General features: G+C 42.9%; 14 protein-coding genes. All 14 read left to right on the top strand.

Translation table 11 applies throughout. The features are described from left to right. Nucleotides 1-700: 700 nt before the first annotated feature. Nucleotides 701-2,905, top strand: coding sequence for a glycine-rich domain-containing protein (locus tag CDH51_RS13600; RefSeq protein ID WP_100629063.1), 2,205 nt, complete (start codon nt 701-703; stop codon nt 2,903-2,905). Nucleotides 2,906-3,240: 335 nt separating this feature from the next. Beyond that, nucleotides 3,241-5,466, top strand: a complete 2,226-nt coding sequence (locus CDH51_RS13595; RefSeq protein WP_100629062.1) for a T9SS type A sorting domain-containing protein — start codon at nt 3,241-3,243, stop codon at nt 5,464-5,466. A gap of 114 nt (nt 5,467-5,580) precedes the next feature. Next, the gene (locus tag CDH51_RS13590) at nt 5,581-6,648 is read left to right on the top strand and encodes a DUF3500 domain-containing protein (RefSeq protein WP_100629061.1); all 1,068 of its coding nucleotides are present in this window, start codon (nt 5,581-5,583) and stop codon (nt 6,646-6,648) included. A gap of 30 nt (nt 6,649-6,678) precedes the next feature. Next, complete coding sequence (locus tag CDH51_RS13585) at nt 6,679-7,491, top strand: peptidylprolyl isomerase (RefSeq protein WP_100629060.1); 813 nt, start codon at nt 6,679-6,681, stop codon at nt 7,489-7,491. Between the two features lie 7 nt (nt 7,492-7,498). Then, complete coding sequence (locus CDH51_RS13580) at nt 7,499-8,881, top strand: sulfatase family protein (RefSeq protein ID WP_100629059.1); 1,383 nt, start codon at nt 7,499-7,501, stop codon at nt 8,879-8,881. Continuing rightward, nucleotides 8,878-10,800, top strand: a complete 1,923-nt coding sequence (locus CDH51_RS13575) for an adenylate/guanylate cyclase domain-containing protein (protein WP_100629058.1) — start codon at nt 8,878-8,880, stop codon at nt 10,798-10,800. The genes CDH51_RS13580 and CDH51_RS13575 overlap by 4 nt, the downstream gene beginning before the upstream one ends. Then, complete coding sequence (locus CDH51_RS13570; RefSeq protein WP_100629057.1) at nt 10,797-12,458, top strand: arylsulfatase; 1,662 nt, start codon at nt 10,797-10,799, stop codon at nt 12,456-12,458. Before CDH51_RS13575 ends, CDH51_RS13570 begins: the two co-directional genes overlap by 4 nt. 3 nt (nt 12,459-12,461) lie before the next feature. Beyond that, nucleotides 12,462-13,793 carry an APC family permease gene (locus CDH51_RS13565; RefSeq protein WP_100629056.1) on the top strand — a complete coding sequence of 444 codons (1,332 nt, stop codon included), beginning with the start codon at nt 12,462-12,464 and terminating at the stop codon, nt 13,791-13,793. Nucleotides 13,794-13,880: 87 nt separating this feature from the next. Next, nucleotides 13,881-15,908 carry a S9 family peptidase gene (locus CDH51_RS13560; protein WP_100629055.1) on the top strand — a complete coding sequence of 676 codons (2,028 nt, stop codon included), beginning with the start codon at nt 13,881-13,883 and terminating at the stop codon, nt 15,906-15,908. After that, nucleotides 15,905-16,333, top strand: coding sequence for a YybH family protein (locus CDH51_RS13555; protein ID WP_232724815.1), 429 nt, complete (start codon nt 15,905-15,907; stop codon nt 16,331-16,333). Before CDH51_RS13560 ends, CDH51_RS13555 begins: the two co-directional genes overlap by 4 nt. Nucleotides 16,334-16,397: 64 nt before the next feature. Further along, the gene (locus CDH51_RS13550; RefSeq protein ID WP_317045957.1) at nt 16,398-16,892 is read left to right on the top strand and encodes a 2Fe-2S iron-sulfur cluster-binding protein; all 495 of its coding nucleotides are present in this window, start codon (nt 16,398-16,400) and stop codon (nt 16,890-16,892) included. After that, nucleotides 16,889-19,114 carry a xanthine dehydrogenase family protein molybdopterin-binding subunit gene (locus CDH51_RS13545; RefSeq protein ID WP_100629053.1) on the top strand — a complete coding sequence of 742 codons (2,226 nt, stop codon included), beginning with the start codon at nt 16,889-16,891 and terminating at the stop codon, nt 19,112-19,114. The genes CDH51_RS13550 and CDH51_RS13545 overlap by 4 nt, the downstream gene beginning before the upstream one ends. A 6-nt stretch (nt 19,115-19,120) precedes the next feature. Continuing rightward, nucleotides 19,121-19,837, top strand: a complete 717-nt coding sequence (locus tag CDH51_RS13540; RefSeq protein ID WP_100629052.1) for a hypothetical protein — start codon at nt 19,121-19,123, stop codon at nt 19,835-19,837. Next, nucleotides 19,834-20,616 carry a DUF6090 family protein gene (locus CDH51_RS13535; protein WP_100629051.1) on the top strand — a complete coding sequence of 261 codons (783 nt, stop codon included), beginning with the start codon at nt 19,834-19,836 and terminating at the stop codon, nt 20,614-20,616. The genes CDH51_RS13540 and CDH51_RS13535 overlap by 4 nt, the downstream gene beginning before the upstream one ends.

The following is a 20,616-nucleotide window of genomic DNA, read 5'->3' as shown; positions in this document are numbered from 1 at the left end:
AGACCCTATGACTTTTAGCGCAAAAACAATTTGGGTCACTATAGCCTGAAAATAGGCAAAGCCATTCAAATTTTTGCTATCCAAAATCGCCATTAAGATAGGTAAGCAGCTGCTTTCAAAATTGTTGAACAGAGTGATGAATGTCAAGCTTGAAAATGAACTATTATCCCTAATCATTTTTAGGACACTCCGAACCCCCTACATCAATTTAAGAATTGCTAGCTATTGAAAAGTACATAGCCTAAGAATACCTAGATGGGTATGGAGCGATCCACTGGGTTTCAATGCCAAGATGAAGGAGAAAATCATCACACTCTATCTATGAAATAATTCACAAAACCTTTTAAAGTGGAAATCAAACCCAATCCTCTTTATTAACTACTCTTTTTTTAGTCAAAAAAGCCCTTTCCTATTTTTTCAAGAAGAATGACATTTTTTCTATGATTATTGAATTTTTATAATAAAACAAAGTCCAAACCTATTTCTCTGAATGAACGAAACCCATCCTTATTAAAAAATCTAAACAATATTTTATATTTTTTCATTATCTATAAAAAAATTTTATTCGGAAAAAATCATATTTTAAATATAAATATCTATAATTGTTAATTCAAATCATGAAATAAGGATTTACACCCAATAAGAAAATCTTAAAATCCTTATAAATCATTTTATATATAAAAATTTGCACTTAGTATAGATGAGGTTTCGCCTTAGTTTATTAAGTATCATTCTGATTTTCAGCAGCTATTTGCTTGCCAGTCAAACTTATGCCCAGTGCTCAAGCCCTGTCACCTATACAAATACTGGCCTTCAGACTTTTTTTGTTCCAGCTGGGGTCACTTCTATAACTATAGAGACATGGGGTGCAGGTGGACGAGGTTCCACTCGAATAAGTCAAACAGGCCGCGGAAGTGGTGGTGGTGGAGGCGCTTATTCTAGAAGTACGATTGCAGTTAGTCCAGGGGAACAACTGACAGTATTTGTAGGTGCCGGGAGTACTACTGAACAGCCAGGAGAATCGTCTTGGGTAGCTAGGACGGAATTTGAATCAGACGCAATTGTTTTAGCCGTAGGAGGGCAATCAGGCTTAGATGATTCAGGTGGCAACGATCCCGGTGCAGGAGGCAGTGCTGCTTTAGGTATCGGTGATGTTAGGTTTAGTGGAGGAGATGGAATCTCTAGAGGAGGAGGCGAAAACGGTGGCGGCGGATCCTCTGCAGGTACCGCAGCTAACGGAAATAACGCAACGACAGCAAGGCCTTCGGGAGCAACTGCACCTTCAGGAGGTGGAAATGGAGGAAATGGTGGACCTGATATAGGCAGCACTTCTCCGGGGCTTCCCGGCCAACAACCTGGTGGTGGGGGTGGTGGTGGCGAACGAAGGGGAAACGGTGCCCCCGGTTTTGGTGGTGCTGGAGGGGATGGCCAAGTGGTCATTAGTTATACCTGCTCTACCAATGGAGGTACTATCATAGATGATGGAGCCATTAGTGGTGAAACAGTGATTGAATTTAATACCGATGGGACCTGGACTCCTCCAGAAGGGTTAGTTGAGTTTGAAGTATTGGTAATCGGCGGCGGTGGCGGCGGTGGAAGGAGTCTTTATGGCGGAGGCGGTGGTGCAGGAGGTGTAATTCCTCAAAGCTTTATTGATATTAATCTCGGACCTAATCCAGGACTTCCTGCAGGAACTTCATTTGATATAAGAATAGGAGATGGAGGAGCTGGTTCAACAGATTTTGCTGCTCAAGGAGAGGATGGAGAAAACAGCATTTTTGCAGTAGGCGATCCTAATTTTGAAATTATCGCAGGAGGTGGAGGAGGTGGTGGTTCTGGCTCAACTACTTCAGACGATGGGAGAGATGGTATTGGGCCCAGAGCATCAGGAGGAGGAGCCAGACAAGATGGAAATATTGGAGTCGCATTTGATGGAAGTGGCAATAATGGAGGTGAAGGTGATGAGTTTGGAGGTGAAGGTGCAGGAGGAGGTGGCGGCGGTGCCGGTTCAGGCGGTAGCAATGGAAATGTGGAAGTTTTATTTTTTATATTTTTTACTTTCCCCGGTGATTCAGATGGAGGCAATGGTGGTGATGGGATTACAGTTTCTGGTTTTCCAGGAGTTTATGGCGGAGGTGGAGGCGGAAACGCTACAGATAATCCTGGGTCAGGCGGCTCTGGAATAGGTGGAAATGGCAATAACAATGGATCAGGAGGAAATGGTGTTGCCAATACAGGTTCGGGTGGTGGCGCAGGAAATGTTCGAGGAGGAAATGGCGGTTCAGGAAAAGTACTGATCAAGTATTTAAATACCCGAATCCTTCCAGTCGAATACCTTTACATCAATGCCGAGTATAATGCTCCACTTCGATCTGGTGAGCTTTCTTGGGCTACCGCTAAAGAATGGGAAAATGACCGATTTGAAATCGAACGATCCATAAATAATGTGACAGATTGGAAGAAAATCGGGCATGTTAACGGAGCTGGTTATTCTGATGCACCTGTTGAATATTACTTCCGAGATAGCGAATTGCCAGTTGCTGGCGGAAACATCTTCTATCGACTGAAGCAAGTTGACTTTGACGGAACATACACTTACAGCAAAACTACAGCTATACAGGTAGAAGGCCTTAAAGGCAATAAGTCATGGAGAGTTTATCCAAATCCAACGTCAGGCTATCCTTTCCAAATTGGCCTGCTTGAACCTTCATCCTATCGGGATGAACCTATCTCCATGCGAATTATTTCACCAACCGGTCTCTACAAATTTATTCAAGTGGATGATCTTCGATCAATGGGATCGCAAGTTGGGGATTGGTTATCCAATCAGCCATCAGGCTTGTATACTTTAGAAATAATTTGGGGAGAAAACCGAGAGTATCACAAAGTGATTTTGAGAAGATAGTATTATTACCCCCTTCTTTTTTATGCTGATTTTTTAGCATCAATCCCCAATTACGCTGATTCGTGAATATTTTTTAATGGATTTATCTAGGGATAAAATTAATTTTTTAAAGAAATAAAAAGAGATATTTCCAATTTCCTTGAAAACTACTGTTAGCTTCTGATAATCAGATAAAATATTTCTTTTAAACTTTTCAGGATTAATTTAAAATACATATTTTTGTATTTCAAATCGCATTTAGTGCGTTTCAATCAATTGATAAGTTTTGAACTCACCCTTTCGAGACTTATCAAAAAGATTAAAATCACCCTTTCAAAATTTCAATCTCAATAGAAATGAAAACATTTCAATTGATCGTTTTTATCTTATTCTACCTAGCAGTTGGTACCCAAGGGTCCCTTGCTCAGTGTGGAAGCTGTACGATTACATTTTCTGGGAATGGAAATCCTACACCAAACCGTAATATTCAAGATGGTGATGTAGTATGTATTTTAGGAAATAGATCCAGCAGAATCAATCTTAGAAATAGAGACGATCTGACGATTTGTATTGCAAACGGTGTAATCTATTCAAATGATTTTGCCAATTTTAATGGGGACGATATTACAATAAACAACTATGGGCAGTTTGGAGACCCTGGCACCAATAGAGACCTTCGAATTAGAGAAAGTCAGGTCCTAAATAATTTTGGCTCAGTCTTTTTTAGAAATGTAACAAATGAAGGCTTAATCAATTCAAGTAGCGGCACCTTAACCGTTGAGCGAGATTTAGAGAATGATGAAGGTATCCTAAATCTAGGTAATACCTCTGTAGGAGGGGATTTTATAAATAATAATCTAGTCACTTTAGCAGGATCATTAACCGTTGAGGATGACCTTGACAATGATGATAACGATGCAATCATTCGCCCTTTAAATACAAATCAGTGTAACACCATATCAGTTGGTGGTGATATTGATACTGATGATGGAAGAATAACAGGAAACAATCTTACTGGTACTTTCAAAGCACCTTTAATAGTAAACAAAACACCTGATGATGGAAATCTGACGGGAGGTGCAATCGTAGACCCCAGTCTTGATTGCTCTGACACAAATGGACCACCTAGCGGAGGATGCTGGCAATATATTGATGACGGAAGTGAATCGGGAACAGTAATTATCGAATTTTTTGAGGATTGTATCTGGGAGGCACCTGCGAATCTAGCTGAATTTGAAGTCCTTGTAGTAGGCGGTGGTGGAGGTGGCGGCTCAAACATCGGAGGTGGTGGAGGTGCCGGAGGACTGGTGCATACTCGTGCAGAAGTCACTGAAATCGAAGTCAATGGACTCCCTGCCAATACAACATTTGAAATCAAAGTAGGATCGGGAGGTGAAGGTTCTGATGATGAAGACGAAGAAGGCCAAGATGGATCAGAGTCAACTTTTGATCTTGGAGGTATTTATGAAGTAAGGGCTGCTGGCGGGGGCGGAGGTGGTTCCGCTGACAGCCGCAGAGGTAAAAACGGTTCAAATTCCTCCTACAAAAATGCTACTAGGGGATATTCAGTAGTCTCCAATAGAATTTTCGGGGGCTCAGGTGGTGGAGCAGGAAATGAAGGAAACAATAACCACAGAGGTCAGGGTGGAAATAATGGAAAAAATGGTGGCCGAGGAAATGATGACGCCGCTGGTGGTGGCGGCGGAGTAAGCCAAGATGGACAAAATGCTCGTGATGAAGAAGGTGGTAACGGTGGAGCTGGCCTGATAGTAAGTGAATTTGACAACAGAGTCTACGCTGCCGGTGGTGGTGGTGCTGGCGAAGATGACAGAGGCTTCGGCGGTGCAAATTTACGTGGAGGTAATGGAGCTGAAGATGATGATGAGGGTGAAGACGGCCAAACTCCTGGCTCTGGCGGAGGTGGTGGCGGTGATGATCGAAGGGGCGGAAGAGGCTCTAAAGGTGTGGTTATTGTCAGATACGAAATTGCAAGAATCCTTCCTGTCGAATTCCTATCATTCCAATCAACCTATCAACTAGCCAAAAGAACAGGTCTTCTTGAATGGTCTACTGCAAAAGAATGGGAAAACTCCCACTTTGAAATCGAGCGGGCAATTAATTCGGTCGATTCATGGACCAAAATAGGAGAAATTCAGGGCCAAGGGTTTGCTGATTCTCCTACCTCCTATTCATTCGAAGACATAAATCTTCCTATTCAGGGCGGAAACATCTTCTATCGACTGAAGCAAGTTGACTTTGACGGAACATACACTTACAGCCGTACTACCGCTATTCAGATAGAGGGACAAAAAGGTAATAAGACCTGGAGAGCCTATCCAAATCCAACCAATGGGTATTCATTTCAAATTGGCATGATTGACCCTTCTTCTTATCGGGATGAACCAATCTCCATTCGGGTTATTTCCCCTACTGGTCTCTACAAATTTATTCAAGTGGATGATCTTCGATCTATGGGATCACAAGTTGGGGATTGGTTATCCAATCAGCCATCAGGCTTGTATACTTTAGAAATAATTTGGGGAGAAAACCGAGAGTATCACAAAGTGATTTTAAAAAGGTAAGTAGCGCTCCCACTTTTTTGGACTTTTTTTAGAATTATAGAATTTTTTATTCTATCTTTTACAAGATTCTTTTTCCATTCAGGCAAATTAAAATGCCTTTATCTTTTATCGTCCATGCAATTAAAACTAATCTCCTCTCTAGTAGCTTTATTTTTCCCTATTCTTCTTTTTGCACAAAGCGTCACAACTATTCATGAAAAAACCCTAAGCTTTATTGAAACTCTGGAAGACGGGCAAGAGAATGAATTAATGATTGAATTTGCAGACTCTGTCCGAACTGAATGGACCAATTTACCTCTTGGACTAGCTCCTAGGGCCGGACTTCAATACGGTCTACTTTCTGCAAAAAGCAAAATTGCCTTTCATCAGGTTTTAAGCTCTATTCTCAGCTCCCAAGGATATTTGAAAACCTTCGCGATCATGCAGGTGGATGATATTCTCCATGAACTCTTCGAGATCAAATATGAGCGTGGAGAGGTCAATGAAAATGCGATAAAAATGATCCGAGGTTTAAACTGGGATTATGGGAATTACTTTTTAGCTATCTCAGGCAATCCTCAGACGGATAAAAAATGGGGATTGAAATTCGAGGGGCATCATATCTCGCTGAATTTGACCGTTTCGGGTGACGAATTTAGCATGACTCCGCTGTTTCTAGGTTCTGATCCCGCCGTGGTTGAAGATACCCAATATGCTGGATTGAGACCTTTGAGCAAAGAAGAAGACTATGGGTTTTGGTTTGTCAACTCACTGGATGAGGAGCAAAAGAAAAAAGCGACACTTTCTGGGGATGTTCCCGGAGACATCATCACCAGTCCAGGAAGGCCCCAATGGCTAGAAGAATATCAAGGAATCAAGGGGTCTGAGCTATCTGAAAACCAACAACAGATCCTTCATTATTTGATCGAAGAATATGCTGCTAATCTGGACCATCTGAAAGCTGAAGAATACTTGGCCAAATTGCATGCTCGTGGAATGGATGAGGTCTATTTTGCATGGATCGGAAGTTACGAACCCATGAAACCTCACTATTATATCATCCACAGCCCGGACTTTTTGATTGAATATGACAATGTTGGCTTTTTGGATAATGCCAATCACATCCACTCCATTTTCAGGGAAAAAGGAAATGACTTCGGCGAAGATATTCTTAGGAAACATCGACTGGCACATCAACATTAGTTTTAATTATTCATAAGCTCAATTAAGAACATGAAGAAGCTTTTGATCATTTTGGCATTGATTTTTGAGAGTTATCAAACCTGCTTGGCTCAGGATCGTCCACAGGTAGAGATTCAGACTAGTAAAGGCACCATCATCGTCGAACTCTTTAACGAGACTCCACAGCACCGGGACAATTTTTTAAAACTGGTAAACGATGGAGTATACGACAGTTTGCTTTTCCACCGAGTCATTCAGGATTTTATGATACAGGGAGGTGACACTAAAAGCAAAACTGCGAAAACCGGAGAGCAATTGGGGAGCAATGATTTACCATATCAAGTTCCTGCGGAAATCCACCCTGAACTTTTTCATCAAAAAGGAGCGCTAGCTGCCGCCCGAACCGGTAATCTGCAACGGGCATCGAGCAGTACTCAGTTTTATTTGGTGCAGGGAAAAATCCAAAATGATAGCCTAATTCAGCACAATCAAGGTAGAATCAACAGCATGCTGCAACGCCATTTTGCCAGAAACCACCCTGACAACAAAAGTCTCATTGCTTCCTTGGGGCAAGCAAGAGAAGCTAAGGATACCGCCAGTTTTCTTTCTCTGAGCAAAAAGTTGGATCAGGTGGTAGCCGGATTTGAGGATTTTGAAAAATACGAGATTCCTGAGGAGCATGTAAAAATTTACAAATCCATCGGCGGAACCCCACACCTAGATCAGAACTACACCGTTTTTGGCCAGACGATTTCAGGCTTCGAAGTCATAGATGCCATTGCAGGGGTGGAAACTGACGAGCGGGACAGGCCTATAGAAAATGTGTATATTCTGAGCATGAAGCGTATCCCTTCCCAAAAATGAAAAAGCCATGAGAGTATTCGGATTGTATTTGATCATTTTGGTGTTTTTCCTTTCCTGCAATCAAAGGGAAGGTACTCCCCCACCCGACTCTGAATCATATCCCAATATAGTTTTCATCTTCACCGATGATCTCGGCTATGGAGATTTGGGTTGCTTTGGAGCTACCGATATCCAAACACCGAATATTGACCAGATCGCAAGTGAAGGTATCAAGTTCACCTCCTTTCTTTCGGCATCTCCAGTTTGTAGCCCTTCCAGAGCAGGTCTTTTGACGGGACGTATGCCCCAGCGGATGGGAATCAATGCGGTCTTTTTTCCAGAAAGCCTTACGGGAATGGCTCCTGAGGAAATCACCTTCGCAGAAATCCTGAAAGACAAAGGCTATCAAACAGCGGCAGTAGGAAAATGGCATTTGGGCCATCGAGAAAAATACCTGCCTCTCAATCAAGGCTTCGATTCCTACTATGGAATTCCTTATAGCAATGACATGGCTTCGGTGGTTTACTTTAAAGACAATGAGATCGATTCGATTTCCGTTAATCAGCGATTTACCACGAAAACCTATACTGAGAAATCCCTGGAATTCATTGATCAGGCAGCTGGAAAACCATTTCTGCTGTATCTGGCTCACAATATGCCGCACGTGCCGATCTATGCTTCCCCGGAGTTTGAAGGAAGTTCCGATCGGGGGCTTTATGGGGATGTGATCCAGGAAATAGACTGGAGTGTGGGAGAAATTCTGAAAAAACTGGAAGAAAAAGGTCTGATGGAAAATACCATGATTGTATTCTCCTCCGACAATGGACCATGGCTGGTCATGGAAGATCATGGAGGATCAGCAGGATCATTGCGGGAAGGAAAGCAGTATACCTTCGAAGGTGGGGTTCGGGTTCCAACTGTAGCGATGTGGAAAGGAAAAATCGATCCCGGTCAGGTTTATGAGGAAATGGCCACACAAATGGATTGGTTTCCGACTTTTTGCAAGTTAGTGGGAGCTGAAATTCCTCAGGATAGGGCAATAGATGGAAAAGATCTAAGCGCTGTACTATTCGAAAACGGAATGCGGGAAGGAGATGAATTCATCTACTACATGCTCTCCGACCAACGCGCCTTCCGACAGGGAGGTTGGAAAATCAAAAGACCCTTTGAGGGATATGCGGGCAGCTGGGGGATGAAGGCGGTAGAAGCGCATGACACCTTGCTTTTCAACCTAAAAACTGACCCCGGGGAGACAACAAACCTCGCCAAAGAAAACCCTGAAAAGCTTGCCCAGATGATGCGAGCTATGGATTTAGCTGTAGAGCAATTAGGGCCTTTGCCGCCTAGTTTGGTAGTAAGAAGCCAGCAAGATGTCAGTCATTACGAGTATTTGCAAAGTAAGAGAAAATGAAATTTGTCACTTTTTATATTGTCTTTTTTTTAACTGTAACCCAACTCTTAGAGCAATCTAAAGCAGAACTTGATAGCCTGATCGATCATGCCTATAATTTGTATACCGATCGCCAATATGAGGAGGCTATTCAAATAGCGGAGGATGCACTGGAAAAAAGTGAAGCAAAAGAAGACAGTGCCCAAATATTGAAGTCTCAGCTTTACCTTTTGATGGCGAAGCAGGAATTTACACCTTCGACCTATGATCCGAAATCAATAGAAAAATTAATTCCAAAGCTACAAGCTCAGGGACTCTGGATAGAAAGGGCAAGAGCCTATTCTTTTTCGGCCTATACTTACGCCTATTTCGGGGATTTGGAAAAAGCTATTTCCAACCATCTATCAGCATTAGCTATCTATGAGGAGCATGAGGTCTTGACTGGTATAGCGAGTGTTTATAATTCCCTCAGCTTGATTTACTATGATCAGTACGATTATGAGGAGGCTTTTTCCTATGCCAGAAAATCCCTTGCCTTGGAGCAGGGAGTAGGCGATCTCGATCGAATTCACACCTCTTATAATAATCTTGCCATAATTTTCGAACATACCGGCCCCATCGATTCTGCTATTTTCTATCATAAGAAGGCTCTTGACATTGCCTATCAGGAGAAAAGTCCTTATTCCATCGGTCTTTCGCTTAGCAACTTAGGAAATAACTATGCCAACAAAGGAGACCTAGATTTGGCTGAAGAGACGTTATTGGAGGCATTGAAAATCCGGGATTCACTGGGACTTACCCGAGGCTTAGCCTACACGCATAATAGATTGGCTGCTTTGTATTTGAAGAAAAATCAATTGGCAAAGTCCAAGTATCATGGAGAAAAATCTCTGGAAAATGCGCAACAGGCTTCCGAAGTAAAGGTAATCCGAATGGCCTATGAAAGACTGATGGAGGTAGCTGAGAAATCAGGGAATACAGAAGAAGAGCTCACTTACTTCAAGAAAGCTGTAGAACTTCGAGATAGCATTCGAAACGATTCCAACACCAAAGAAATCACTCAGCTGATGCTGAATTATGATTTTGAAAAAAAACAACTCTTGGATAGCATTCAAAATGCGCAGCTAATGCGCGAACAAAGTCTTCTTTTTGAGGAAAAGCTCAAAGTCGAACGGAATCGTCAGCTTATTTTCCTGATCTCCGGACTATTCTTGCTGATTCTTGTCATCCTTTGGTGGAGAAGGTATGTATTTATCAAAAAATCCAATGAAGTCATCGAGGCAGAAAAAGACCGATCGGATAAGCTTCTTTTAAATATTTTGCCGGCAGAAGTTGCAGAGGAATTGAAAGAAAAGGGATTTTCAGAAGCAAGGGATTTTGAAGAGGTAACCGTGATTTTTACAGACTTTGCTGATTTCACCCAAAAAGCTCAGCATTTGAGTGCCAAGGAGTTGGTCAATGAGTTAAATACCTGTTTCAAAAAATTTGATGAAATCATCGCTTCCCATGGATTGGAAAAAATCAAAACGATCGGTGATGCCTACATGGCAGCTGGAGGGCTAAATAAAAAATCAGAAGTACAGGCGGTAGTGAGGGCTGCTCTGGAGATGAGAGACTTTATCGTACAGCGAAATAACAACCCTTCCACGCCTAGTAATGCAAAGTTTGATATGCGGGTAGGAATCAACACAGGTCCAGTGGTGGCAGGAATCGTGGGAATCAAAAAATTTCAGTTTGATATCTGGGGAGACACGGTCAATACAGCTCAAAGAATGGAAGGAGCTTGTGAGTTAAATAAAATCAATATCTCCGAAAACACCTATGCTGAAATCCAGAATGAAAAAGGACTCGAGTTCGAGTATAGAGGTGAATTGGAGGTCAAAGGGAAGGGAAAATTAAAAATGTGGTTTGTCTTCGAGAAAAATCATTCAGCAGCATGAAAAGGCAATGTCTCTCACTCTTTTGTTCAACCACCAATTCTTTGGCATTGCTTAGCCTTTTAATTTTTTCCTGCTCCAAACCAAATCCACCAGAAAAAGCCCCAAACATCCTTCTGATCGTAGCTGACGACCTAGGCTATGCAGACCTTGGTTCATTTGGTGGAGACATCGAAACGCCAAATCTGGATCAACTGGCCAAAGAAGGAATTCGCTTTAGTAGATTTCATGCAGCTCCATATTGCGCAGTCAGTCGGGCCATGTTTTTATCTGGAAATGACAATCATATTGCCGGAATGGGAATCCAAGGAAGAGTGACTAGCGTGCAAGGCTATGAAGGTCATCTCACAGACCGAATCGTTCCTGTGCCAGACTTGCTACGATCTGCCGGATATCACACCTATATGGCTGGAAAGTGGCATTTGGGCTCCAAACCCGAAAACAATCCACGGGAAAAAGGCTTCGAAAAATCCTTTATCACTCCCGAAGGAGGAGCCAATCATTATAACAATATGGGTGTTTTACCTCAAGCACCAATTTCTAAGTATTTTGAACACGGGAAGGAAGTAAGTTGGCCAGAAGGAGCCTATTCCACAGACTTCTACACGGATAAGCTTATCGAATACATTCAAAGTAATCAAGGGGACGGCAAGCCATTTTTTGCTTTCGCAGCTTACACTTCCCCTCACTGGCCCCTTCAGGTGGATGAAAAATATTGGAGAAAATACGAGGGCCGATATGATGAAGGCTATGAAAAGCTAAAAGCAGAGCGCATTGAAAGTTTGAAGAAAGCGGGAATGATTCCGGAGGATGCCATTTTACCCACTTCCCATCCACGAGTGAAAGCCTGGGATTCTCTTTCCCCAGAAGAACAAAAAAAGGAAGCCCGGAAAATGGAACTCTACGCCGGGATGGTGGACAACTTGGATGAGAATATCGGTAGGCTGATCAATTCCCTGAAAGAAATCGGCGAATATGAAAACACTATGATTGTATTCATGGCTGATAATGGAGCCGCAGCGGAGGATTTTTATTATCGGGATGGTTTTAAAGAGCTAATTCAGGAATATCACACAGACGCTTACGAGGAAATGGGTAAGGAAAATTCATTCATTTCATACGGGCCGCAATGGGCTGAAGCTGGGAGTTCTCCCTTCCGCTATTTCAAGGGTTTTGCCACAGAAGGAGGCATGAATGTTCCACTCATCATTGCTGGCCCTGGAGTAGCAAAAAGTGGTATAATCAATCACTCCTTCTTGACGCTTCTGGACCTCGCTCCCACTTTTTATGAATTAGCAAAGACCACTTATCCTGAAATATGGAATGGGAAAGCAGTGAAACCATTACGAGGTGCTTCCTTGCTCCCAATTTTGGGTGGAGAAAAGGAAAAAATTCATGATGAAAATTACGTTTTTGGATTAGAGCATGCCGGAGACGCCATGATTCGAAAAGGAGAATGGAAAATTGTCAATGTCAAAAGCCCATTCGAACTGAAAAATTTTGAGCTATATAACCTTTCCGAAGACTTGGCCGAGCAAAAAGATTTGAAAGAAGTCTATCCGGAAAAATATCAGGAAATGCTGCAAGAATGGGAAAAATTTGTCGAAGAAGTAGGTGTTGTCCTACCCTCTCCAAAAAGTAGAGAAGGTATTGAAGACTAATTTATGACAGGAAAAACAAATGAATTAAAGCAAGAATTAGGTCTTGGGGCAGTTATCACCAATGTCTTAAGTATATCCATTGGAAGTGGAATATTCCTTCTACCTGCACTGGTTTATGCGATTCTTGGTCATGGGAGTATTTTGGCTTATATCTTTTGTGGGATAATTTTTCTTTCCCTGGGGCTATGTTTTGGTGAGCTGAGTAGCCGAATTCCCGATACGGGAGGAATGTATGTTTACATAGAGCGAGCATTTGGACCTATGGCGGGATTCATTTCAAATATTCTTTATTGGTTTGGAGTGGGAGTGCTCGCATGTGGCGCATTGATGAATGCCCTTGCAGATATTGCGGCCGGATACTTCCCTATTTTTGAGGAAACTGCCACTCGCATTCTCTTTTTTGCGGGAATTGTAGCGCTTACAGCCTTTTTAAATATTAAAGGCATTCGAGATAGCATGGTCTTGATCAAGATTCTTACTTGGACCAAAGTAATTGCCCTGATGATTTTGGTAAGTATAGCCCTTACTCGAATAGAGATTGGAAATATCAGTTGGCAGGGATTCCCACCCTTTGCTTCTGTAGGAGAAGCTACACTCCTGCTGATATTTGCTTTTTTGGGAGGGGAGCTTGCCCTGGCCTCTAGCGGCGAAACAAAAAACGCCTCAAGAAATGCACCTTTAGGCTTTCTGATTGGAGTAATACTTGTCGTTTTGGGGTTTAGCACTATTCATTTGGCAGCCCAGGGAGTTTTGGGAGAATCCATGTTGGAAAACCCGGAGGCCCCATTAGCCGAATTGGCAAAAGCCCTTTTTGGAGAAGCTGGCTTTATCCTAGTTTTGATTCTTTCTTTTATCGCTGTTTGGAGCACGCTTAGTTCCATCCTCACCCTTCAACCACGAATCATTTTTGCCGGTGCAAAAGACCGATTGATTCCACCCGTTTTGGCAAAAATCCACCCCAAATACGGCACGCCTTATATCGCCATTCTTTTTTTGGCAATCTTAAATTTTGCCTTTGCAGCCACCGGGAGTTTTAGATACTTATTGGTCTTGGTCACCGGGGCTTCTTTGGTCATTTATTTTGGAGCGGTTTTATCATTTCTCAAACTCCGATGGAACTCCAAAAGCCAAATACCAGGTCAGTTTTTCGTCCCTGCTGGAAATCTGCTTGGTGTATTCACACTCATTCTTTTGGCTTGGGTTTTCTTCCAACTCAGTAAAACTGAACTTCTGGCAATAGGAGGGTCTATTTTCGTTTTAGCCGCCCTTTTCCTGTTATTAGATTTTCTCAAAAAGAGAAAAAATCAATCATCACCACCATTAAAGACACTTTGAAATTAAAGTAGCAAACTCAGTATATGTAGGACTTTTCAAAAGCCATTTATTTCAAAACCTAAAGACAATTACTAAATCCATTTCAATATGAAAAAATCAATAATCCTTTCTCTCCTTTTCTTTTGGGTTTTATCAGTATCTGCCCAAGAAAAGAGCAACCTAGAACTGACTGATCTCTTTGACATGGAATACGTGTCAGATCCTAGTATTTCTCCAGACGGGAGCAAAGTGGTATATGTCAGAAACTTCAAAGATATCATGACCGATAGGGATTATTCCAATCTCTGGATTGTCAATGCTGACGGCAGTCAAAACCGCCCACTGACACAAGGGAATCAACGGGATTACGCACCCGTTTGGTCACATGATGGAAGTAAGCTTGCTTTTCTTTCCAACCAACAAGATGATAAGGTGAAGCTGTTTGTACATTATTTCGATACAAATAGCTCAGTAGCGCTCACGAATTCAGCCAATCCCCCTGGGGCAGTTGCCTGGTCCTATGACAATCAGACCTTGGCTTTCACCCAATTCGTACCTGCCACCCCACAGTCGCTTTTGAAGATTCCATCCAAGCCACAAGGTGCTGAGTGGAATTCCCCTCCTATTTTCATTGATGAAATGGTCTACCGTAGAGATGGAGCGGGCTTTGTGAAGCCAGGCTACAGACAAATTTTCACAATTGGATTAAGTGGAGGTACAGCGAGGCAATGGACTTTTGATGACAACAATTATGGAAGCCCAATTTGGTCAAAGGATGGTAATGCCCTGTTTTTCTCAGCCAACCTTCATGAAAATGCAGAATCCGAACCCAGAAACTCAGAAGTATACCAATTGTCAATAGCTGACGGAAATATCAAAGCGCTGACTGATCGCTTTGGTCCTGATTCTGGTCCGGTGCTTTCTCCCGATGGAAAGAAAATCGCCTTCACCGGAAGTGATGATTCATTTCAAGGCTATCAGGTCACCAATCTTTATGTCATGAATGTAGACGGATCCGATGTCAAAAATCTGACAGCTGATTTGGATCGGGATGCAGGAAATCCCCAATGGGATGCCAATGGGCAGGGAATCTATTTTCAATATGATGAATTTGGCGATACCAAAGTTGGCTATGTCGCCCTGACTGGAAAAATCCGAACCGTCGTCGAAGGCTTGGGTGGATTGGATTTGGGAAGACCTTATAATTCAGGAACCTATTCCCTTTCTAGCAACAATCGAATCGCCTATACTTTGGGAGGTCCAGAACACCCAGCCGACCTCGCCATTTGGAACGGTGGCACCACCACTAGGCTCACTGCCTTGAATGATGATATTTTCTCTTATCGGAAAATTGGAAAGACCGAAGAACTCTGGTGGGAGTCGAGTTTTGATGGGAAAAGAATTCAGGGATGGATCGTTACTCCTCCTGACTTTGACCCCAACAAAAAATACCCCTTCATTTTAGAAATTCATGGAGGGCCTTTTGCCATGTACGGGCCTTCCTTCGCCTATGAAATCCAATCTTATGCCGCTGCAGGCTATGTGGTACTTTACACCAACCCAAGAGGAAGTACCGGCTATGGTCAGGAATTTGGCAACTCCATCCATCATGACTATCCCAATCATGACTATGAGGATTTGATGTCTGGAGTAGATGCTGTGATCGAAAAAGGCTATATCGATACGGATAATCTATTTGTCACCGGTGGCTCCGGGGGAGGAGTTTTGACTGCTTGGATTGTGGGGAAAACCGACCGCTTTAAAGCAGCCGTGGTGGCTAAGCCGGTGATTAATTGGACAAGTTTCGTGCTTCACGCTGACAATCCGGTATTCTTTTCTAAATATTGGTTTGGCGCGAAGCCGTGGGAGGATATTGAAAATTACTGGCGAAGATCACCCCTTTCCTTGGTGGGAAATGTAACTACACCCACCATGCTATTGACCGGGGAAAATGACTACCGAACCCCTATCTCCGAATCCGAGCAGTACTATGCAGCGCTGAAATTACAAGGTGTGGAATCGGCTATGGTTCGCATTCCCAATGCCTCTCATGGATTGGTGAATCGACCCAGTATGCTGATGAGTAAAAGTGCTGCTATTTTGAGTTGGTTCAATCATTATCGAGACTCAAAATGAGATTCTTACTCTTCTTCTGGATCTTACCATTATTCGGTTTAGCCCAAGAGTCTGATAATTCTATGATTCTTGCCCAACGAGAAAAGTCCAATACCGCACTCAGAGCTTTTGATGAAGCTCTGAATGCTACCTTTCTGACAGATGATGTCCTGATCACGACGGGTGCAGGAACTTTGATCTCGGGAAAAAAGGAATTATTAGAGTATATCCAAGAAGCCTCTGGTCCCCAAATGTACTGGGTCCGGACTCCAGATGAAATCATCGTCAATCCGAAAACGCAGCTCGCCTGGGAAACGGGTACCTGGAAAGGATTTGTAGAAGGATCGGAAGAAGCCGAAGTGGGTGGAAAATATTCCGCTCAATGGACTAAAAAATCTGGGACTTGGCTGATACAATCTCAATTGTTTGTCACCCTACCTCGATGACCTTTTTGTATTTTAGGGAAATAAATGTAGGAAATTACTGATATTGAACCTCTTACCATAAAAACTGATCATGATTAACCTGACTATAAACGGAAAAGAATATCCCGTGGAAGCCCCTGCAGGAATGCCACTCCTTTGGGTAATCCGTGAGCAATGTGAATTAACGGGAACCAAGTTCGGTTGCGGAATAGCTCAATGCGGAGCCTGCACGGTCCATGTTGACGGACAGCCAATCCGGTCTTGTATCACTCCTGCATCTTCTGTGGAAGGGAAAAACATTACGACTATCGAGGGCATTGCTCCTGATGAAAATACCTTACACATTGTTCAGCAAGCTTGGATCGAAGAGCAAACTCCCCAATGTGGCTATTGTCAATCAGGGCAAATCATGTCTGCAGTAGCCCTTTTGAATGAAAATCCAACTCCTTCGGATGAGGAAATCGAGCAGGCCATGTCCGGAAATATCTGCCGCTGCGGTATGTATGGACGGATCAAATCGGCAATCAAGCGCGCCTCAGCAGCACTCCAAGCCTCAACCTCTAATCCACAGTTGCAATGAAAAAGTGGACTAGAAGAGCCTTTATCGGCACAGGAATTTTAGCAAGTGGTGCACTTGTAATTGGTGTGGCAATCCGCCCGGGCAACCGATCCTCCAAAGTGGCTGGTTTAATCGCCGAAGAGGGAGAAACCGTGATGAACATTTGGCTGAAAATATCCCCTGATAATACCGTCACAGCCATCATTCCTCATGCAGAAATGGGGCAGGGCGTACACACCACCTTAGCCATGATGCTGGCCGACGAAATGGATGCAGACTGGTCTAAGGTGAAATTTATGGAGGCTCCTGCCGATAAGGAATATGCCAATTATGTGGTAGCCAAAGGATTTATCGCCGGAAATAAGACTTTTCCCAAGTTTTTGGAAGGAACCATTGATGGGGTTTTTCTCACAGCTGTCAAAACCATGAATTTTCAAATCACGGGCGGTAGTGCATCCGTGAGATTTACCGGTCAACAAGGAATGCGAATCGCCGGAGCTGCTGCCAAAGCTATGCTACTTCAGGCTGCCGCGGATACTTGGAAAGTGCCAGTCGAAGAACTCAAAGCAGAGAAAAGTATCATTTCGCATCCTGCAAGCAATCAAAGCGCAACCTTTGCCGAATTAGCTCAAGCAGCCGCCAAAGTTAAAGCTCCCAAGCAACCTCGATTGAAAACTCCTGAGGAATTTACCCTAATGGGAACTTCTCAGCCCAGATTGGATATACCAGCCAAAGTCACTGGCGCAGCTAAGTTTGGAATGGACGTGATCCTTCCCAATATGAAATATGCCACGATCAAGGCTGCCCCAGTATTTGGAGCGAAGGTGAAAACCGTAGATACTTCTATCCCTTCAGACAGTGAAGGAGTGTTGAAAGTTCTGAATCTAGAAAATGCTGTGGCTGTTGTTGCTGAAGGTTATTGGCAGGCAAAAAGTGCCTTGGACCGTCTAAACATGGAATTTGAATCCACAGAAAATGATGGAAAAAGCCAGGATGATATTTTCAAAGGGTATCAAATGGCCATGGACAAAGCACTGGAAGAGGAAAGCATTGAAGAGCATTTTCGATCTGGAGATGCACTTATTGCCCTTTCAGAAGCGGAGACAATCGTCGAGGCGGAATACCAACTCCCCTTTTTGGCCCATGCCACCATGGAGCCGATGAACTGTACTGCATGGGTTCATGATGGGAAATGTGAAATCTGGTGCGGAAGCCAAAACCCCTTAGGTGCAAAAGCTGCCATGGCTGAATTCTTGGACATTTCACCAGAGCAGGTCACCGTACATAATCAGCTTTTGGGAGGAGGTTTTGGAAGAAGGTCTGAGACAGATGTGATCAAGCAAGCCGTAGCTATCGCCAAGGAGGTTGATTATCCGGTTAAATTGATCTGGTCACGGGAAGAAGACACCCAACACGATGTATACCGCGAGGCAACAATCAGCCGTATGAAAGCCGGCTTGGACCAGTCTGGAAATCCGGTGGCCTATTCTCACCAGTTTTTATTTAAGCATCATCCACCTGAAGCGGCAGATATCCCCTACACAGTTCCAAATCAATTAATTCAGTTTACGAGTCCCAGCTCTTTTGTTCCTTGGGGCAATTGGCGAAGTGTGGACCATTCTGTACATGGATTTTTGACCGAATCCTTTATAGATGAACTCGCATTTGCAGCGAAGAAAGACCCTTTAGCTTTCAGAAAAAGCCTTACTCAGGACAAACCAAGGTTTCAGAAAGTACTTGACCTGATTCAAGAAAAATCTGATTGGGACTCGCCTTTGCCTGCCAATTGGGGAAGAGGGATCGCCATTGCCCAATCCTTTGGCTCTATTGTAGCAGAAGTAGCCGAAGTGGAGGTGAATGTGGAAGGAAAGGTCAAAGTTCACCGAGTAGTTTGTGTGGCAGATGCCGGCTTTGCCATTCATCCGGATGGATTCAAAGCGCAGATGGAAAGTGGAATTATCTATGGATTGGCCGCAGCAATGAGTGGTGAAATCACGATTGAAAATGGCGCTGTAGCCCAGAGCAATTTCCATGATTATCAGGTCACCCGTATGAGTGATGCTCCCAGAATCGAAACCTACATCATCAATTCCGGAAACCCTCCGGGAGGAGCGGGCGAACCGAGCACACCGGTGATTGCTCCTGCAGTGACGAATGCGATTTTCAATGCCACGGGAGTTCGGATCCGTCAATTGCCGATTTCAAAAACCGATTTGCGGGTTTCTATTCAGCAGACGACCTAAAGAAACATGATCTCCCTATTTCGAAAAATCCGCCAAAAACTCCTTCAAGAAAACCGTGTAACCCGGTATCTAGTCTATGCCGTGGGAGAAATTTTTTTGGTGGTTATTGGGATTCTGATCGCTTTGCAGGTAAACAACTCGAACGAAAACTTAAAAACCCGGGTATTTGAGCAAGAAATTCTAACGCTTATCGACCAAAACCTCAGCCGGGATTCGGTTTTAATTGCTATAGAACTTCAAAATGCAATTCTAGCCAATCAAATGATAGATTCAATTCTAAATCAGGTTGATGACGGGATATTCAATGAAAATCTAAATATATGGATGGGGAAGGTGGTCACTTTTGAGCGCTTCAAATCCCAGTCAAGTGGATTTGAGGTACTTAAATCTAAGGGAATAGATGCAATCTCTGATAAGAAACTCCAGGTAGATCTTATCACCTATTATGACGAGACATTATTTAAACTATATCAGGCCCTTTTGGATGTAGAGAATTTTTTCAACAATGATTGGATTCCCGTGATAAAAAAAGAATTTAAAGATTTTGATTACAGGGTTCGTATGGAACCGAAAAATCAAAAGGTTTTTTTTGAAAACCCTAATCATATCATCCTATTTAAACTGTATAAAGACAACAGGAAAGAGGGATCAATTCGGCGATTGGAAACGGCCCTTCAAGAAATATCCTCCTTAAAACCCCTTATCAAGAAGCAGAAAAAATGATTTCCCTGTTCAGAAAAATCCGCCAAAAACTACTTTCTCAAAATCGAATCACGAGATACCTAGCCTATGCCCTGGGAGAAATCCTGTTGGTCGTAATCGGAATTTTGATTGCCCTGCAAATCAATACTTGGAACCAGCAACGGATCGAAAATGAGGAGGAATTGGAAATACTTTCTGGGCTAAAAGAAGAATTTGAAAATAATCTGGAGGAAATAAACTTCGGTATCAACATTAACAAAAAAGTAACTGAGGACTGCTTGAAACTCACGGAGATAATTCGATCTAAGTCTATCGAAAACAATGGTGAGCTTATAGATGATCTATTGGTGAGTATAGGCACATTCAATTCCTTTGATGCGCAAACGGGGGTCGCAAGCGAAATCGTTAATTCCGGGAAACTAAATCTCCTGAAAAATGACGCCTTACGCACTCAAATAGTAAACTGGCTGACGCTCTTAGTTGATCAAGAGGAGGATATTCTTTTTAGATCAGACAACTATACCATGAATTTAATACCATTTCTCATGAAGCGGTTTCCTTTGGCTAATGGTGAGCTCACTAAAAAACTTCCATATGACAAGAAAGATTATCTTCAAACCTACACAGAGAAATCCCCTTTCAAGAACCAGCTGACTGAAGCCGATTATTTGGAATTTGAAAATCAAATCTGGCATCACAAGCATAACAATGATTACGTAACAGTCAACGAATTGAATATCAAAGATTTTATCAACCTCACGCTCAAAATGATTGAGGATGAATTGAATAGAAAAAAATAA

It is taken from the genome of Algoriphagus formosus (genome assembly GCF_002807035.1).
Lineage (GTDB): Bacteria > Bacteroidota > Bacteroidia > Cytophagales > Cyclobacteriaceae > Algoriphagus > Algoriphagus formosus.
The sequence above is the reverse complement of the archived record's forward strand: the minus strand, read 5'-3'. Positions and strand labels throughout refer to the sequence as shown.

Coding starts and splice junctions, on each gene's coding strand:
- CDH51_RS13600 (WP_100629063.1), top strand. CDS start 701: ATGAGGTTTCGCCTTAGTTTATTAAGTATCATTCTGATTTTCAGCAGC.
- CDH51_RS13595 (WP_100629062.1), top strand. CDS start 3,241: ATGAAAACATTTCAATTGATCGTTTTTATCTTATTCTACCTAGCAGTT.
- CDH51_RS13590 (WP_100629061.1), top strand. CDS start 5,581: ATGCAATTAAAACTAATCTCCTCTCTAGTAGCTTTATTTTTCCCTATT.
- CDH51_RS13585 (WP_100629060.1), top strand. CDS start 6,679: ATGAAGAAGCTTTTGATCATTTTGGCATTGATTTTTGAGAGTTATCAA.
- CDH51_RS13580 (WP_100629059.1), top strand. CDS start 7,499: ATGAGAGTATTCGGATTGTATTTGATCATTTTGGTGTTTTTCCTTTCC.
- CDH51_RS13575 (WP_100629058.1), top strand. CDS start 8,878: ATGAAATTTGTCACTTTTTATATTGTCTTTTTTTTAACTGTAACCCAA.
- CDH51_RS13570 (WP_100629057.1), top strand. CDS start 10,797: ATGAAAAGGCAATGTCTCTCACTCTTTTGTTCAACCACCAATTCTTTG.
- CDH51_RS13565 (WP_100629056.1), top strand. CDS start 12,462: ATGACAGGAAAAACAAATGAATTAAAGCAAGAATTAGGTCTTGGGGCA.
- CDH51_RS13560 (WP_100629055.1), top strand. CDS start 13,881: ATGAAAAAATCAATAATCCTTTCTCTCCTTTTCTTTTGGGTTTTATCA.
- CDH51_RS13555 (WP_232724815.1), top strand. CDS start 15,905: ATGAGATTCTTACTCTTCTTCTGGATCTTACCATTATTCGGTTTAGCC.
- CDH51_RS13545 (WP_100629053.1), top strand. CDS start 16,889: ATGAAAAAGTGGACTAGAAGAGCCTTTATCGGCACAGGAATTTTAGCA.
- CDH51_RS13540 (WP_100629052.1), top strand. CDS start 19,121: ATGATCTCCCTATTTCGAAAAATCCGCCAAAAACTCCTTCAAGAAAAC.
- CDH51_RS13535 (WP_100629051.1), top strand. CDS start 19,834: ATGATTTCCCTGTTCAGAAAAATCCGCCAAAAACTACTTTCTCAAAAT.